Genomic DNA, 18,031 nt, shown 5'->3' with positions numbered 1-18,031 from the left:
ACCACTGTGGATCTATCAAATATTTTTCATCAAAACTTGATTGAACTTATCCGATCAATATTTGTTCACCTACAAAACTTTTATCAACACACCATCGTCTAATTAACAGGTTCATTTTTAACAAGAAACAACCTCTTACAAAAAACTGTAAAGAAAATACCGGAAATTTCGACACATTTCCCGAGAAATATGTCATAATATAGACACAACATCAGGAGGAGGGATTCCATGTCACCTACGAATCAACTGCAGAACCTGCTTTACGAAATGGAAAAAAAGCGTTCAGAACTACAATCCTTCGCTCTTGTCAATGGCTTCACCCATCCTGACACACTCAAGCTCAGTAAGGAACTTGATGAACTGTTCAACCTCTATCGGGAAACCAAAGATACATATACATAATGAAAAATGGACTGCGATCACCATCGCAGTCCATTTTTTTATTCGTTATTTTCTTGATCCTCTTTGCTCGCCAAGAAGAAAATCGCCGCCACTTTCCAGCCATCATCCTTCTTGTGGAAGACGGTCACTTGCTTCCCTGAGCGAGTCACTTCCTTCTCACTGTTCGGATCCTTTGTCGTTGCTTGGATTTCAGCGTACACATCCGCTTTCTTCCCTGCATAGTTAATAATCTTCACATTTTCAACCGAACGCTTCGAATCCACTGAATCAAAGATCTGCTTCACATAACGCTCTTCGTCTGCATACTTGAAATTCACAGGCGTTTTGGAAATCACACTCATATAAGACTCGAAATCCTCTGCGTTGAACGCATCGATATATTGGTTAAAGGCGTCAGTAATAGCCGTCTTCTCCTCGGCAGGAATGTTTTCCGCTTCTTTCAATGCACCCGCATCCTCGACAATTTCCGTCATTTGCGTAAGGGACGCCGCTTCATCGGTAGCCGGATCATTCTTTAACTCCTCATCCGTATTGACTTCTTCCGTATCTTTCTTCTCTTCCTTTGCTTCTTCTCCACCACAGGCACCCAACAGCAGCGTGCTCATTCCGATTCCAATCATGATTTTCTTCCAATGTTGTGTCGACAATACTCTTCACCCTTTTCTAAAATTTGCGCTATCTCCATTCTATTGAAAATATTCGCAACACTCAAGTTCAATCTGATTTCCATACAGCATTATGGTAAAATAATAGATGGTGATCATAATGACAAAAAGCAATAAATACAAACAAATCTTTGAAGACCTATCGGAAAAGATCCAAAATGGTACATACAAAACAAATACCATCCTCCCATCCGAGAATGAACTGTCCGTTATGTATGAGACTTCTCGTGAAACCATTCGGAAAGCGCTTACACTTCTCGCTCAAAAAGGCCTGATCCAGAAGCTTCGAGGCAAAGGTTCGCTCGTTCTCGACGTATCGCGGATGAACTTCCCTGTATCAGGACTGGTCAGCTTCAAGGAACTTCAGTCTTCCATGGGACGGGACGAGATCGTGACCACCGTCCATGAGTTCGGTCTAAGAACGGCAGGAGACACCCTCTCCTCCATATTTGAAGTGTCAGGCGACTCCGAGATCTGGAACGTCATCCGCTCCCGTAAAATTCAGGGAGAGAAGATCATTCTGGACAAGTCCTATTTTCTGAGGTCAGAGGTTCCCCTCCTTACTAAGGACATTTGTGAGAACTCGATCTATGAGTATTTGGAACAGGAACTTGAGCTGCCGATCGATTTTGCCAAGAAGGAAATCGTAGTCGAGGAATGTACGGATGAAGACCGCGAATATCTTGACCTTGAGGGCTATGACCATGTCGTCGTTGTGAAGAATTATGTTCATTTGAAGGATGCGACATTGTTCGAGTATACGGAGTCGAGGCACAGGCTGGATAAGTTCCGGTTTGTGGATTTTGCGCGGAGGAAGCATTAGGGGATTCCACTTCCTGTTATGGGGGGTGGGATTTTTTTGTGGGATTTGGGGTTGGGGAGGCGACGCGATGCCAGGCACAGTTTAAGCTTATTGTGCCTGGCACCCACCCACCAATCATCCAAAGGCTACACCCGCCCACAAATTGAGCCTGGCTCATATGCTCTCTTTTGAGCCAGGCTCAGATTGCACATTCCGAGCCTGGCTCAAACACCCCAATCTAAGCCTGGCACCAACCAACCAGCCACCCTCTTTAAACTACCCTCCAACTCCCAAAAACACAAAAAAACAGCCCTTCCTAAAAGGGCTGCTCTCCTAACAACAAATTACTCTACCTCTAACTCTATTTATCGCACCTCGACCCAGCCATTCTTAATCGCTGTCACAACGGCTTGCGTTCGGTCATTCACATTCATCTTCTGAAGAATGTTACTCACATGGTTTTTAACCGTTTTTTCACTGATATACAGTGCTTCACCGATGCCTCGGTTGCTCTTACCGTCAGCTAGCATCTGCAGGACTTCACACTCGCGGCGAGTCAGCAGGTGCAGCGGGCGGCGAACTTCGGATTGTTGGAATCCACCGGTACCTTGCGCGTTAGCCAATCGCTTGTACTCTGCGACGAGATTGTGTGTCACTTTCGGATGAACATAAGATCCGCCTTCAGCAACCACTTTGACTGCATCGACCAATGCTTCTGAATCCATTTCTTTCAATAAGTATCCAAGAGCACCTGTCTTTAGTGCGTGGTTCACGTAGTTCTCGTCATCATGGATGGATAGGATGATGACCTTTGTATCCGGATACTTGTCCATCAACTCGCGAGTGGCTTCCACTCCGTTCGTTTCCGGCATATTGATATCCATCAGCACGACGTCCGGCTCATGGCTTTCCACCAGGGTGATGGCTTCAGAGCCGTCGTCCCCTTCTGCTACTACGTTGAAAGAAGGTTCAAATTCAAGTATGCGTTTTACTCCTTCTCTGAATAACTGGTGATCGTCAATGATAACAATGTTTGTTGCCATGTCATTCGCCTCCCTAATCCTTCGAAAAAAGATTTACTTATTGAGGGGAACCCCGATGATAACGATGGTCCCTGCCCCTATTTTTGAGTCAATCGTGATGTCTCCTTCGAGAAGGTCGACACGCTCTTTCATCCCCATGATGCCAAAGGATCCGTTCTTCTGTGTTTCTACATCGAATCCTTTGCCGTTGTCTTTGACGACAACTAATATTTTGTCTTTCTTTACTTCTACTTTTACTTGAATATGCGATGCCTCGGCATGCTTCAATGCATTCTGGACGCATTCCTGGACCATCCGGAACAGAGCGACTTCATATTTTGACGGAAGCCTGATGTCTAGGCCGATGTTCACAAATTGAATGCTAGTCCCTTGGTTATATTCTTCGATCGTACTTAAGTATTTTCTGAGGGTCGGAATCAAACCAAGGTCATCAAGCGCCATAGGTCTCAGATCATAGATGATGCGGCGGACCTCGTAAAGCGCGGATCGGACCATCTTCTTAAGGTCTCTGATCTCCTTGATCGCTTCTTCGGATCCCTTCTCCCTGTACACACGGTCGATCAAATCGGATCTCATGAGGACGTTCGCCATCATTTGTGCAGGTCCATCATGGATTTCACGAGATAGCCGCTTTCGCTCGTCTTCCTGTGCCTCAATGATGCGTAGGCCGAAATCCTGCCTCTGCTTGGCATCCTCAAGTGCTTCATTCACTTGTCTCAGGTCACTTGTGAGGTAATTGAGCACAACGGAAATCTGTGTACATAGATGCTCGGCGCGTTCAATCGTGTCGCCTAAAGTCTGCAGGCGTCGTTGAAGTTCATCGCGGCGGTCGCGCAGCTGCTTTTCAAGCTGTCGGTTGATCGAAATCTTCACTTGCAGGTCATGGGCCACTTCATAGGCTTCCCTCACCTGGGACTCAGAGTAAGTCTGGAAATGCTTGCTCACTTCTGAAAGCCTGAGTCGGGCATGCCTTGATTTTCGGGTCAATTCATCCCCTTCATCAATGACCTTGATGACCATTTCTTTTACTTCAGCCAATTCTGTTGTCAGTTCTTCATAATCATTTCGGCATTGTTCACCAATCTGGAAGATTTCGTCCTTTGATTGGTCGACCGTATCCACCATTTTCTCAAGGATTGAATCCAGCATTTTTGTGTTAATTTTTTTCAGTGACATGGTACATCCCTCTTTACGTTCCACATATCGTCTTATCCCTAGAAGTTCACTTGAGTGATTTTCACCACATATTATTCGACTATACTAATAAATCGGTAAATAGTACAATCGTTGGAGCTGTTAACGTGTCCAACTACCTATTAACAAATATATATAATATACCTATAAAAATTTCGATGAAAAATCATGAATCTCCTTTATTCATCTAGGCATATTTTTCTCCTTCAACCTTATAAGGTTTTTCATAAGGTCCTTATGCCGGATTCGGAAGGGTCGGAATAAAAGAGACCATTCACCTACGAACATAAAACAGGAATAGAAAAAGTATTATGTTCAGCGTCAATTATACCATGTCATATATTGTCGGAGATTAAAGTTTCATTACATTGTATTACCATTATTTCATGTAGAACCATATATTCCCTTGTCGAATATTCACAATCTGTGCAAATTTATGCCCAGTCCTTTATAGTAGAAAGAGAAGAAAAATCAACAAACAATACCCTATTTACATAAAATCCAAACCTATTCGTCGAGAGGAGAATGCTATTTGTTACATCGCTATAATACCGTCAAAGGCTACGGAGAACATGAAATCAACATCGAACGCTCACGATTCATCGCTTACGTAAACCGTGCAGAAACCGAAGAAGAAGCACAAAGCTTCATTGCTGAAATCAAAAAAAAGCACCGGGATGCCAATCACAACTGCTCTGCCTATATGATCGGTGAAAATAATCTGATCCAGAAGGCAAATGATGACGGCGAACCAAGTGGTACTGCCGGAGTGCCAATGCTCGAAGTCCTGAAGAAACGAGACCTGAAAGACACAGTCGTCGTCGTCACACGCTATTTTGGAGGCATCAAGCTTGGAGCAGGCGGCCTCATCCGCGCGTACGGAAAATCGACATCAGAAGGGCTCAATACCACCGGGATTGTCGAACGAAAGCTGATGCGGATCATGAAAACGAAGTTTGACTATACGTGGCTTGGGAAAGTGGAGAATGAGGTGCGTTCTTCGCAGTATGAATTGAAGGAGATTCACTATCTTGATGCAGTGGAGGTCGAGGTGTATGTTGAAGAAAGCGCAAAAGAATCGTTTACCGACTGGATGACGGAACTGACGAATGGTCAGGGAGAGGTTGAAGAAGGGGAAGTGGAATACCTGGATACGTTAATACACTAAAGGTACGCCCCTCGTTTTTCTAAAGTGTTTGTAATGAAATTTTCATTTTACGTTTTGGGTGTTTAAGTAGTAAAATATTCTTTGGTGTAAATTTACTTACCAAGGGAATAAAAGGATTAAAGACAGTAATTAGGTATTTATGATTTAGTTGTTAAAGAAAAAAGCAAATCCTATCTACTAAAAGGAGTTTAATTTATGTCAATTGATCGTCACTATAAAAGAATGATTAAGAAGAAAAAGCGAAGAAGGCGCTTTTTATTTTTCCTTGTAATCCCTTCATTAATCATCGCATTTTCAGCAGCAGGATACGGTGCTTTTCTATATAAAAAGGCTGAAACTGTTTTTTCAAGTTCTTATAAAGATGATGGAAGAGATAAATCTGATAAGCGAGAGAAGGCAGTGGACCCAGATAAAGATAATGTATCAATACTTTTTATTGGGGTGGATGGAAGTAACAGTCGTCAGTATGGAGAGAAAACCAGATCAGATGCACTAATGCTTGCTACTCTTAATAAAGCGAAAAAATCCGTTAAGCTTGTTAGTATTCCTCGTGATTCTTATGTATACATACCTGAAGTAGAATATAAAACGAAGATCAATCACGCTCATTACTTCGGCGGCCCCAAAGCCACAATTGATACTATAGAAGAAACAATGGACATACCAGTAGATTATTATGTGAAAATGAACTTCTATGCCTTCATGGAAGTTATTGACGCATTAGATGGAATTGTCGTTGATGTACCTTACGAGATTTCTGAAAAGGATGCGGAAGATCATCATGATGCCATTCATCTCTTCCCAGGAAAGCAAATACTTGATGGAGAAGAAACACTGGCACTAGCACGTACTCGCAAGCAAGATAACGATATTGAAAGAGGTAAGCGGCAGCAGGAAATACTAAAAGCTATAACCAAAAAAGCAATATCTGCAAACTCACTTTCTAAATACGATGATATTATCGAAGCTATCGGAAGTAACATGGAAACAAACATGACTTTTGACGAAATGAAGTCATTTATCAGTTACGGCCTCAACGGAAAAATTAAAATGGATACTCTGACTTTAGAGGGACAAGATATGTATATAGATGGCACTTATTATTGGGAATTGGACGAGGAGTCTGTATCTGAAGTAACAAAGGAATTAAAGAATCACTTGAAGCTACCATAAATTACAATATTAATATATTAAATATTACATCTACCAAATTAGATAAAATAAGTAAAACTTTAATGTATTTACTTATTTTATCGCTGGTCCTCAAATGGCCTATGTGTATTAATTCCTCGTTTCCCTAGGCTAATTGTCTAAACACTTTGCTCCACCCTCACTAAGGGATTATTGAGCTTATCGTTTACGAATATCGCCGCTACAATTCATTAGGATTTGATTTAAGGGGCTTTGAACAATGCAATAGATTAGGCGGCTGACATATTGGGATTGGGATTCAAGCTGGAAATAGGTGTATTCTAATTAACCTTAAAGCACTCTAAAATAAATTAACCTCGACCACACAAAAAATAATAAGCAAGTGTCTATATTATTATTATTTTAATAAGTAGTTAAAGAAGAGAACATTAAATAACAAAGAGGCTGGGACAAAACTAAGATCTCTACAAATAAAGTCGAACAATATCAGTTTCAGTTTTTAATACCGCTAATGTTTTCCGTGCAAAACTTCGCTTTCCGCGGGCGATTGGTGAGCTTCCTTGATACATTCGCTCCTGTGGGGCCTCACCTAACTCGCTTTTCCCGCAGGAGTCTTTGTTTTGCACTCCAATCAACCGCTAAACAGAAGTAAAATCTCATCGTACAGTTATACAAATAATTTAAAACCCGAACAAATTTGTCGCCAATTCCACAAATTCGTTCGGGTTTTGCTTTGTCTAAAGCACATTGTCCCAGACTCGTTCTACTGTATCTATTAGCCGATAAACTTCAGTGCAAATTTTAGCTATTCCTTCTAGTTTTCACTATTTTAAGCAAAGGTTGATAATTTTGACCTACTAACCCTATACTTTCCACAAAAATTTCAATTGCCACAAGTAGAACTGCTATAAGGATAACAGCTCCCCAAAAAGTAGCTTGCGAAAATATTACTGCTGCGAGACCAAATAAAGCTGCGATGGAATAAATAATTAGGACTGTCTGTCTATGGGTATAACCAATTCTTAATAAACAATGATGTAAGTGAGACTTGTCAGGCTCTGAGAGAGGCTGTTTATTTACAAATCTTCTTATTATAGCAAAGAATGTATCAGAAATAGGAACACCGAGTATAATAACAGGTATGATTAGTGAAATAACCGTTATGTTTTTAAAGCCTAAAAGTGCAAGGACAGAGATCATATACCCTAAAAATAAAGCACCAGTATCACCCATAAAAATCTTGGCAGGATGAAAATTATAAAACAAGAACCCTAAAGTGCTTACTAATAACAATGATCCTATTGTAGCAACAAAAGCGTCTCCCATTGTTAGTGCCATCCCAGATATGGTAATTAATGCGATGGATGATACTCCTGCAGCTAAACCATCCAAACCGTCAATTAAATTGATTGCATTAGTTATTCCAACAATCCAAATAATTGTGAGTGGTATACTTAAATAACCAAATTCAATCTGACCACCAAATGGAAAGTTAATTAACTCAAGCTGAGCCCCTCCTAAAAATATTACAAGAAGTGCTGCAGCAAATTGTCCAATCAATTTAACTTTGGCTGATAACTCAAAAATATCATCAAGGATACCTGTTATTGTAATAACAAAAGCCCCTGCTAATATCCCTAATGCATATGGACTTACAGGTTTTAAAATAATATACCCAATGAAGAAGCTCAGAAAAATGGCGAGTCCCCCTAAACGAGGCATCAGTTTAGAGTGTACTTTTCTTTGATTTGGCTGATCTGTTGCTCCGATGAATATGGCAAACCTTTTGACCAATGGCGTTAGTACAATGGAGAGGATGAAGCAAGCTAATAAAACAATGACATACATTAAAGATCCTCCTTGACAAATATGTTACCCATTTATTTATAACAAAAACAGAACATTTTTTGGAAACGACAATTTTCTATACCCTGATGAATTATATCACAGCTAATTAATTATTGGAATAAAGAATATATTACTAGACTTTAAGGAATGTTTACTAGTCAACAATATAGGAAAATATTACAAATTTCAAGAAATTTCTACAAATACTAGATATTTAGTTATTTACCCAAGTAATAAAATAATGTATCCTATATAAAGGAAATTGAAAAGTTTGGAGGAACTCATCTATAATGCTTAAGATTATTAATAATAAGAAATTTGTAAAACTTTTCTTACTATTCATTATATTACAGCCAGTAATCGACATATTTACTACATTCAGCCTTGTGAAATTAAACAGTACAACAACATTTGGTATATTAATAAGGGTTCTTTATATGATTGTTAGCTTACTATTTATATTCCTTAATAAGAAAAACAGTAAACTTGCAAGGAATTCTTTTTATTATCTAATTTTACTTGGAGTTGCTGTATCGGCAAACCTATTAATTAATTATTTTACCAAAACGCCATTTTTCATTGGCTTAGAAATTAAGTTCTTCATCAAAGTTATCTATTTGAACATCGTATTCTTTAATTTATTACTGGTCTTTTCCTTACTAAAGAAATCTGGTGAAAATATAAAAAATAAAGCGATGGAGTATGTCGTCATCTCATCACTAATTATATCTTTTTCGATGATTGTTTCCTTATTGACATCAACAAGCTTGAAAAGTTATGAGTCGGCTAAAATCGGATATACAGGATGGTTCTATGCAGGCAACGAAATTGGTGCCATCATCTCGATTATCCTCCCTGTATTATGTTTGTATGCTATTACAAAGACACGCAAAATTAAACATATATATTATTGGATACCTTCTATTCTAGCTTCTTTTTCTCTGTTAATATTAGGCACAAAAGTGGGCTATGGTTCAATTTTATTGACACTATTGGCTACTGCTTTTATTTGTACAGTTCTTGTGTTTATTCGAAAAGATCTTCAAACTAAAATTAACATAGCAGTTTCTTATTCGCTATTGTTGATCTTATTGGTATCCACACCATTTACGCCTGTATTCAATAACATCAATGTTCATATGGAATTCTTAGGTATAGGAAATGAGACTACATCTGAACAGATCAAAGAAGAAGATTCTAATGTTAGTGAAAAACAAAGCCAGCAGAAGATTGAAAAAAAAGAAGAGACTAAAATTTCTAAGAAACAAGTTCAGAACCTGGTTTTGAGCAGCCGAGAAGACTATCTTGCCCATCATTTAAAAGATTATCTACAGTCACCTATATCTCAGAAATTATTGGGTTTGGGATTTGCTGGCAACTACTCCGCAGAAGACCCAAAAATGATTGAAATGGATTTCTTTGATTTGTTTTTCTCATTTGGAATTATCGGTTTTACATTGTTGATGGCACCTATGATATTCTTCTTAATTAAGGTTACACTTGTTCTTTTTAACAATATTAGAAACTTTTTTAGCCCTAACTACTTTCTTTTACTAACCAGTGTCATTTTAACGTTAGGTATTGCTTACTTTGCAGGACATGTTTTTACTGCACCCGCAGTAAGTATATATTTTGCATTAATATTAGCAATGCTTGCAATAGAATCTAAAGATTCACGGGAAGTAACTTAATATTCAACTAAATAAACCCAAAAACGAGGTCACTGAAAAAGTCCCTTCTTTACAAACAGCGTTTCTTTCTTCCATTTCCCTAAGAAAGAAACGCTGTTTTCTTATGAAATGGAGAGGGGTTGGATGCTTGACCATCGATTATCAAAGAACGTAAGTTAAAAAGGTGGATTGGATGATGTGGTTGTACCAGAAGTTCAACTTCTTCGTAAATCTCTATAAACTTTGGACTTTACTTTTATGTATGACGATTAAAAGGATATATACTATCATACTAATGGGCGTAATGCGTCCATCCAACTCGTCTATTTAACTTTCGTCTTTAAAAACCCATTTATACTTTATCTGTAGTTGATCTTATTGAAAACAGGCGTATAAATGACGTTTAAGTTTTTCTTAGAAATGGCAACATGTATGTATAGGGTTACTTCAAACCTTTAGTTAATCAATAAGTACTCGTCTTCCAGTTGCTTTCGTCTCGAAAGTTGGTCCATAAACTCGGATGGATAACATCACCCGCTATAATCAGTACTCTCCTGTCGAGGTGTTCAGAAATCGTTCTAAAAAAAGGCGCAAAATGATTTATTCCATTGATGAAACGATAAAGGAAAAGTTCAAGAATCTCCCTTATCAAGAATAGTGTTATACCCTGGAACAATAACCAAATCTTACTTGGTCAGTATTAAATTAAAAGAACTTATAAGGAAAAACCAATTTCAAAATAGTGATCGTTCTAAGGAGAGAGCGAATGTGCGATACAAATTTGAAGCGAAAAATAGCAAATTGAAGCACAGATAAGGATATGAGGTCGCCTCACCTTCCGGTCTAATAGGCATCCACATACAAAGAGCCAAGGCATATTCACCGCTAATACAAAAAGAATAATTAAATTAATGGATCTATATAAAAGAGAAGATCTCCTTCTCCATAGAAAAAACGGCCCTTTTGGAAAAAAATCCACTCCAAAACAGGCCGTTTTTCATTCAATTGTATATAAGAGGCGATAGTTCTTCAGTGACCTCCCAAAAAAACTATGATATTCGGGATTTCATTTAAAAATATCTACTAATACAGGTTTAATACTTTCCACCTCATATTCATTAGCTTTATTTAATGAACTACTGACCATGGACTCTTTTTCTTTCGTGTCTAATAATAAATATTGTTTCATTTTATCTACTAACGCTTTACTATTTCCAGGTGGAAACAGAAATCCATTTTGTCCCTCAACAATATAGTCTTTCAATCCCCCTAAGTTACTTCCAACAACTGGAGTACCGCAAGCCATCGCTTCAAGGCCGACTAATCCGAGGCTCTCTCCTTTTCGCATAGTTGGAAAAACGAAAATTTCTATACAATTATAAATATCCGCTAGAGATGTTTGAGGAAGTAGACTAAACCTGATTATTCTGTCCTCTATCCCTAACTCTTTTGCTTTTTTCTCAAATTGAACCCGGTCTTTTCCGTCTCCAACAATAATAAACTTTACGTGTTTAAAAAGCGGATCTTCTTTAATTAATGATATAGCATCCAAAAGGATGTCCCAACCCTTACCTACATCTAATCTACTAACAAATCCTATATATCGATAGTCCATGTCCAATCCGTAAACATCATAAAGTTCCTTTTTATTATTCTTCGGATGAAATATCTTCTTATTCACTCCTCCTGAGGGGAATACTTCAATCGGAGTTGAAGTTAGGCGATATTTTTCTTTCACTAAATCTTTATAATAGAAAGAGGGTGTAATGACTTTATAAGAATTCTCCAAAAGTTTTTTTACATACTTTTGGTACTTCTCTTGAGAGGAAACCTCTGGGACAACATCAGATCCATGTACATTGGTTACAATCTTAATGTTCTTTTTCAACTTTTTAAGTATTAGTAAAGGTAAAGAATTGTGTGCTGCGTAGTGCACATAGGTATAATCATATCGATTAACTAAACCTTTTAATAGGATCTTTATAAAATAGTAAGCATAGCCTGTAATTTTCCCTCGTTTTGAAGTTGCTTTCTTTAAGACCGTTTTATCAACTTGAACATCTGCAGATTCTAAGATCTTCTCCGTGTTTTTGACAAACACGCCATAACTAGGCGCTTCTTCACTCGGATACATATTAGCTATCAAATGTATTTTCATTCAAGTTCACTCCCCTTTTTTATCCCTTGAATCTCTCTCGAGGAACAAGGGTGTCATTCTTAAGAATTCGCTCTAAACACCAATAGAATATAACTGGGATTTAGGTATGTCAATTAATAAAATCAGATTTTATTTGTTATTTCTCTTTAGTATCATCCTTAGTGGATCAGACTTCAAGACTAACAAAATTAGTAAATATATAACCAACCCTACAGTCGATAAGAAGAAAACTTTTAAAAATACATTCATCGTTTGAAAATATCCAACATTTTTCAAAAAGTATAAAATAAATCCTACTGGAACAACTGATACAAGCACTTTTAAATACTCTTTACTTAAAAATCTCAAGTTAAAACCATCGACAATTTTATATAGTATGACAAAGCTTATTGTAGTATATAAGAACCCTATTACAGATGAAGATAGAGCCAAACCTTTATATCCTATTAATGTTGAAAAAATTTCATTGAATATGACATTCAGTATTATATTAAAGTACCCTATTTTTAGTATTAAGTTTCCTTTTTCTAAGGTATAAAATCCTTTGGCGATAATTACATGTATTGAAAAAAACAGGATAGAACCTAAGTAATATAACGCTACTTCACTAGTAGCAATGGTCGCTGTCCTGTCAAATGCCCCTCTTTCAAAAACAATTTGAATGACTTCCTGCATCATCACTGCCATAATTGTCAATGTAGGGGCAAGAAGCAAGATCATGACATTCAATCCTTTTTCAATACCTGACTTAAATAATCTATCATCATTGTTTGCTCTGGCACGTGATAGAATTGGGAATATGATCGTTGCGATTGTTACACTAAAAATAGCTTGAGGTATACTGACAATACGTGAAGCATAATTCAAGTAAGAGATGACCCCTTCTCCAAACTGACCGGCAAACAGAAAGTTAATAGTAAGATTGATCTGTCCTACCATTATGGTAAGACCTACAGGCAAGAAAATTTTATAATAATCATAAACTTCTTTTTTATCTAAAGGCTGTTTCCAATTAATGAAGTTCTTAGGCTTCAAGTAGAATAATTTAATAAAGAACGAGATAACCGTTCCAACTAAGTATCCTAAAGCTAAAGAATATCCCCCCATCGAACTGTGTAGAATGACAGCACTCCCCATTGTACAGAGGACTACTATGGTTTGAGAGAATGTAGCAAATGAGTATTTGTTTTTAGAATCAAAGTACCCTTCATAAATCGCGTTTATCCCCACTAAGAAGACTGAAGCAAAATAAAGCGATGCTGTCCAAATCCCCAAGTTTATCGCTTCACTATTGAATTCAGGATACATAAAATTAAAATACAAAGGAGACAGTGCCGCTCCAATAAATGAAATAAGTAAACCTATGATAAACGTACCCTTAACTATATTTGTTAAATGTTCTTTTCCCCTGTTGAGTTTCTCGTGCTTTATATAACTGGGAACAAAAGCATCTTTCATTCCTGTCAACATAAATAATATGAATGCATTCGGTATAATCATTGCAGCATTATAAGCATCCACTATATAAGTAGCTCCAAAATAATGAGCAATGACTAAATCACGAAACATACTCGAAAACTTCAAAAACAATGTGGAAATAAAGAAGATAATACTAACAAATTTCAACTTAGACATGTAAGATCCCTCTGGTTTCATTTTACTAAACATACTCATTTTATCACATCTTAATTAGAATGTAGGTAATTCTAATACATTATATTCTTTTAATATCAACCTACCACAAACAAAAAACTCGTCAGATAGACGAGTTTTTTGTTTCTATTACTTACTTATATAATATCATTTATTGATATACTGGTACATCAAAAGTTTTAGGTTTTAATCCCAGCCTCTGGTAATATACAGAGAAATAATTTACTGCTTGCTTCTCAGCCCAACCTATGTCGGTAGCATATTGGTGGCTAGCAGGGATTTGAGGATTCCACCTCATCTTATATAAGGTGTTTTGAGCGTTATCTTTCCTGTAAATATACTTCTCACCAATAAACTTCGCTCCCCCTATAATTGCTTGTTCTACAGAGAACCATTCTTGTTTATAAGCAAATTCTGCGGCACATATCGATGGAGATCCTTCACATGTATCAATAGCTGCAATTCCATATACGTTATACACAGTTCTTTCAGGAACAGGATTTCCATCCACTTTATTTACCTTATATCCTTTTAAGAGTGTAGATTCGAGAGAAGTACCTGCACCAGTCTCATGAATTGCATGAGATACAAGATAGATTTCATTAATTCCATGTAGCTTTCCGGCCTCTACAAACGCGTTACCTTTTCCTGTTAAATTACCTCTATTAGTTAACATTTCATTATTTAATTTCTCCCCCTGCACACCAGCTGATTCTGATAAAAGCAGGAATTGGAATCTTGAATGTTCATCATTAACAAAATTGACTGGATTCATAAAGTAAGAGACATCATTTTCACTTGCATATACCCAAGGTCTATATGCAGTATTGTAGCCACCATTACCATTTGGCATGAAGGTTCTGTAGTAGTTGATTTGATACCACTTTTCATATTTCCCATCGACTTTAGTAACTTGTTCCCCAAGTATTTGAACCTTTTCTCCGTTTCTTAATGGTGGGTTTTCTACATTTGTATAAGTTCGAGCGTTTAGCTTCCAACAGTCTGTACTAGGTCCTCCACGCACATTCCAACCATCTTCAAAAACATAACCGTAACCATCTTTAATTTGTCCAAAAGCATCCGAATGAACATAAGCTTTATATTTGGTCGTGTCATATAGCGGAGCAGCTCTATCTAATTGGAAATGTAGAGCAGTATCAAAAGTGTATTCTGAATAACTATTCCTTACAATAGGTCCGATTTGGACACCAGTTTTATAGACATAACCGGTTCTCCCGCCAATGACAATTTCTATCCAGTTACCTTTAGTAGAAACAAACGGGTAGGTCTCCCCTTTTTCTATAGATGCAAATTTGATTAAGCTTCCTGTACTATTGTCATAAACAGGCAAGTTTTGGATAGCAACGAAAGTGTTATCACTTTGAGTAGGATTGACCGCCGGAATAAATTTAGCCTTATTCCCAATTGTCGTTTCCTTCTTCAAGATATACCCATATGAGCTTCCATACTGAATTTTGTGCCAGTCGTTTCTTGAATCTACAATTTCAAACGTTTGACCTTGAATAAGCTCTGCCATTTTTCCAGCATTTAAATCCGGTGACGAATATACATTAGAGACTGAATTAGTAATTTCAAAAAAATCGTCTGACGGCAAGAATTCAATAGAAGTGACTGCTGGACCATAAATATAACCTAATCTTGATCCTATATCGACTCTATACCAATCTCCTACTTTATCAATTACCTTAACACCTACACGAGGTTCTAAAGTTGCAAACTTCACTAATGACCCAGAAGTGTTATCATAAACGCTCATAGTTGAATCTGATTTCGCTTCTCTTGTTCCATTTAATTCAGTATTCAAATTCTTGATTGAAGGTGATAGCACTGGTTTAGTCGATTCTTTCCACACGAAGCCAAAACCATTACCAACTTTTATCTTTAACCAATTACCATAATACTCTTCAATAAGATATTCTTCGTTCTTTGGTAACTCTCCTATCTTAACTAACTTTCCTGTACTATTATCATATAGTGCTAACTGTTTAGGAATCACCTTAAAATATTTATCCGTTGAAACAAAATCCATTCTGGTAGATGGTTCATATATATATCCAACTCTACCAGCGAAGGAAATTTTATACCAATTTCCGACTTGATTTATTATCGGATAGCTTACATCTGGATAGATAGAGCCGAACTTCACCAAATTTCCTGAAGAATTATCGTATACCGTTATGGTTTCTTTGGCCCTTACAATTCTTCCATTATTTGTATTGCCACTCAAGTTATTAATAGAATTTTCCAGTACGGGGCTTGTGGAATCTTTCCATACAAACCCGTACCCTTCTCCAAACTTTATTTTCAGCCAATTACCATAATACTCTTCTATTGGATATTCTTGACCTACCTGAAGTTCTCCCACTTTTACCAAGTTCCCAGTGCTGTTATCATAAACAGTCAGTTGAGCAGTAGATACTTTAAAGTACTTATCTTTAGGAGAAAAGTCCAACTTCACAGCAGGCGCATATACGTAACCAACTCTCCCGGAAAAATCAATCTTATACCAGTTACCAGTTTGATCGATGATAGGGTATTTAATATTTGGATCAATCGAGCCAAACTTCACTAGTGAACCCGAAGTATTATCATACACCGATACATAACCTTGTGTTAAAAAACTCCTGTTACTGTTCATAAGATTATTATTTATATTTTGTATCTCATGAGAGCTGACCGGAGATGTAGATGCTTGCCAGACAAATCCATACCCGTTTCCAAATTTAATCTTTATCCAGTTCCCATAAAAATCTTCTATAGGATAAACTTGTTTGGGTTGTAGTGCTCCTACGTTTCTCAATTTCCCTGTACTATTATCGTAAACGGATAAATACTGTTCACTGTTAATTTTAAAGAATTTATCTGATTCAATATAGTCTCTTTTAGTTGAGGGTTTATATATATACCCTTTCCTTCCAAGAAAATCTATTTTCAACCAACTTCCTTCTTCTGAAACAATTGATAATGGTACACCCTTTAAGATTGTCCCCATTCTCACAAGGCTGCCAGATGAATTATCATAGACAGTCAAGTTTGTAGTTCCATACGCCTTAAATAATTCGCTATTTTCTCCAGAAGATATGTTAAAAACGTTTTCACCTGTTGAAGGAATAGTAGCTTCTTTTAAAACATAACCATAGCTTTGACCCATTTTTACTTTAATCCAATTGCCGGCATCTTCAATGAATCTATAAGACTGATTATTTGCCAATTCACCTACTTTTACCAATTCACCAGTACTATTATCATATAAGGAAACGACTCCGCCTTTTGGAGTAAAGTAGCCTGCTTGATCAAACGTAAGCGTATAAGTCTTAAGAGAAAGTGTTTTCGAAGATTTTTCAACTTTAGCCTGCTCAGTAGTTTTAAGGGATTCATTGATTTCTACCGACTGTAGTTCAGTTGTTAGATCTTGTTGTTTTACTTCTTCAGTAGTTTCATTCACTTTCTTTATTACTTCAGCTTCTTCAATAGTGAATTCAGAAGGAGTATTTTTATCCTGTGTATTTCCCTCCGGTTCATCGTCTGTGACTGTTTCACTAATATCAGCAGTTTCTTTCTTAATTAGAATATCAATCTTTTTAACATATGCTTTCTTGTTACCTATTAAGATTACATAATAATCGGCATTTTCTCCAAATACCGGATAGCTTACTTCTTCAATAGCTGTTCCTATTATTTTCTCAAATTTATTAGTTTCGTATAGTTTTGCTTCTGCCTTAATTATAACTTGTTCAGTAGCTTCATCCACGTAAAATACAGCTTCTTCAGTAGTGGCTTCAGTAGCCATAATTGAAGCTTTCGGAATAACATATGTTGATAACCCTACTTGAATAGAGTATTCTTCACCGTTTTGATATACAAATAGATTTTGACCTTCAGTCAAATTGATACCATTTTCTAGAGCTAGTTCGTTTCGTACCTGTATCTTAATTAATTGATTAGACTCTTCTACGAATTTTTCCGTCTCTCTAAGATTAGTCTCTTCGTCCGTGGCCGCATAAGTCATTGCGGGTAGCATTAACATCAAAATCATTAACCAAGTAAGACTTCTCAAAAACCGTTTTCTTTTTCTTTTGAACCAGAAATACAATGTTGCATCCCCCTAGATATTTGATAAATTTTTGTAACATGCCTTAATATAGTATATTGTGGATAATATTAACTATCAATGGGGAAATATTAACATTTTAGAACTAATTGATGAATCCTGAAGAATTTTGTTCTAAATTGAATAAATATTTAGTCACTAAAC

12 protein-coding genes are annotated in these 18,031 nt (G+C 36.9%); 5 read left to right on the top strand and 7 right to left on the bottom strand.

The window, feature by feature from the left end:
• Positions 1-228: 228 nt before the first annotated feature.
• Positions 229-402, top strand: a complete 174-nt coding sequence (locus LCM10_RS09285) for an aspartyl-phosphate phosphatase Spo0E family protein (protein ID WP_224875955.1) — start codon at positions 229-231, stop codon at positions 400-402.
• A 38-nt stretch (positions 403-440) separates the two neighbouring features.
• Here the strand turns inward: LCM10_RS09285 and LCM10_RS09280 are convergent, their stop codons facing one another.
• The gene (locus tag LCM10_RS09280; RefSeq protein WP_224875954.1) at positions 441-1,049 is read right to left on the bottom strand and encodes a nuclear transport factor 2 family protein; all 609 of its coding nucleotides are present in this window, start codon (positions 1,047-1,049) and stop codon (positions 441-443) included.
• Between the two features lie 118 nt (positions 1,050-1,167).
• Here LCM10_RS09280 and treR point away from each other — a divergent pair, with 118 nt between their 5' ends.
• A complete protein-coding gene (treR, locus tag LCM10_RS09275; protein ID WP_224875953.1) occupies positions 1,168-1,890 on the top strand; it encodes a trehalose operon repressor in 723 nt (240 codons plus the stop codon).
• 344 nt (positions 1,891-2,234) lie between these two features.
• On the opposite strand, the gene LCM10_RS09270 is transcribed toward treR, so the two are convergent.
• A complete protein-coding gene (locus tag LCM10_RS09270) occupies positions 2,235-2,912 on the bottom strand; it encodes a response regulator (RefSeq protein WP_224875952.1) in 678 nt (225 codons plus the stop codon).
• Between the two features lie 33 nt (positions 2,913-2,945).
• Positions 2,946-4,088 carry a sensor histidine kinase gene (locus LCM10_RS09265; RefSeq protein WP_224875951.1) on the bottom strand — a complete coding sequence of 381 codons (1,143 nt, stop codon included), beginning with the start codon at positions 4,086-4,088 and terminating at the stop codon, positions 2,946-2,948.
• 550 nt (positions 4,089-4,638) lie between these two features.
• Here LCM10_RS09265 and LCM10_RS09260 point away from each other — a divergent pair.
• Together LCM10_RS09260 and LCM10_RS09255 are read left to right on the top strand one after the other, a co-directional pair.
• Positions 4,639-5,274 carry a YigZ family protein gene (locus LCM10_RS09260; RefSeq protein ID WP_224875950.1) on the top strand — a complete coding sequence of 212 codons (636 nt, stop codon included), beginning with the start codon at positions 4,639-4,641 and terminating at the stop codon, positions 5,272-5,274.
• 195 nt (positions 5,275-5,469) lie between these two features.
• Positions 5,470-6,447, top strand: coding sequence for an LCP family protein (locus LCM10_RS09255; protein WP_224875949.1), 978 nt, complete (start codon positions 5,470-5,472; stop codon positions 6,445-6,447).
• A 780-nt stretch (positions 6,448-7,227) separates the two neighbouring features.
• Here the strand turns inward: LCM10_RS09255 and LCM10_RS09250 are convergent.
• Positions 7,228-8,274, bottom strand: coding sequence for a glycosyltransferase family 4 protein (locus tag LCM10_RS09250; RefSeq protein ID WP_224875948.1), 1,047 nt, complete (start codon positions 8,272-8,274; stop codon positions 7,228-7,230).
• Between the two features lie 290 nt (positions 8,275-8,564).
• On the opposite strand from LCM10_RS09250, the gene LCM10_RS09245 reads away from it, so the two are divergent.
• On the top strand, positions 8,565-9,965 hold the full coding sequence (locus LCM10_RS09245; RefSeq protein WP_224875947.1) for an O-antigen ligase family protein: 1,401 nt from the start codon (positions 8,565-8,567) through the stop codon (positions 9,963-9,965).
• A gap of 1,045 nt (positions 9,966-11,010) precedes the next feature.
• Here LCM10_RS09245 and LCM10_RS09240 read toward each other — a convergent pair.
• The 3 genes from LCM10_RS09240 to LCM10_RS09230 all read right to left on the bottom strand — a co-directional run bounded on the left by LCM10_RS09240 (position 11,011) and on the right by LCM10_RS09230 (position 17,869).
• On the bottom strand, positions 11,011-12,102 hold the full coding sequence (locus LCM10_RS09240) for a glycosyltransferase family 4 protein (RefSeq protein ID WP_224875946.1): 1,092 nt from the start codon (positions 12,100-12,102) through the stop codon (positions 11,011-11,013).
• A gap of 129 nt (positions 12,103-12,231) precedes the next feature.
• Complete coding sequence (gene murJ / locus LCM10_RS09235) at positions 12,232-13,737, bottom strand: murein biosynthesis integral membrane protein MurJ (protein ID WP_224875945.1); 1,506 nt, start codon at positions 13,735-13,737, stop codon at positions 12,232-12,234.
• Between the two features lie 169 nt (positions 13,738-13,906).
• On the bottom strand, positions 13,907-17,869 hold the full coding sequence (locus LCM10_RS09230) for an N-acetylglucosaminidase (protein ID WP_224875944.1): 3,963 nt from the start codon (positions 17,867-17,869) through the stop codon (positions 13,907-13,909).
• Positions 17,870-18,031 lie beyond the last annotated feature (162 nt).

It is taken from the genome of Rossellomorea aquimaris, from assembly GCF_020171925.1.
Classification (GTDB): domain Bacteria; phylum Bacillota; class Bacilli; order Bacillales; family Bacillaceae_B; genus Rossellomorea; species Rossellomorea aquimaris_F.
Note: the sequence above shows the minus strand (reverse complement) of the source record. Positions and strands in the feature narration are given on the sequence as shown.

Excerpts from the sequence above, each read along its gene's own strand:
- LCM10_RS09285 (WP_224875955.1), top strand. The coding sequence starts at position 229 with ATGTCACCTACGAATCAACTGCAGAACCTGCTTTACGAAATGGAAAAA.
- LCM10_RS09265 (WP_224875951.1), bottom strand. The coding sequence starts at position 4,088 with ATGTCACTGAAAAAAATTAACACAAAAATGCTGGATTCAATCCTTGAG.
- LCM10_RS09245 (WP_224875947.1), top strand. The coding sequence starts at position 8,565 with ATGCTTAAGATTATTAATAATAAGAAATTTGTAAAACTTTTCTTACTA.
- murJ (WP_224875945.1), bottom strand. The coding sequence starts at position 13,737 with ATGTCTAAGTTGAAATTTGTTAGTATTATCTTCTTTATTTCCACATTG.
- LCM10_RS09250 (WP_224875948.1), bottom strand. The coding sequence starts at position 8,274 with ATGTATGTCATTGTTTTATTAGCTTGCTTCATCCTCTCCATTGTACTA.
- treR (WP_224875953.1), top strand. The coding sequence starts at position 1,168 with ATGACAAAAAGCAATAAATACAAACAAATCTTTGAAGACCTATCGGAA.
- LCM10_RS09255 (WP_224875949.1), top strand. The coding sequence starts at position 5,470 with ATGTCAATTGATCGTCACTATAAAAGAATGATTAAGAAGAAAAAGCGA.
- LCM10_RS09240 (WP_224875946.1), bottom strand. The coding sequence starts at position 12,102 with ATGAAAATACATTTGATAGCTAATATGTATCCGAGTGAAGAAGCGCCT.
- LCM10_RS09270 (WP_224875952.1), bottom strand. The coding sequence starts at position 2,912 with ATGGCAACAAACATTGTTATCATTGACGATCACCAGTTATTCAGAGAA.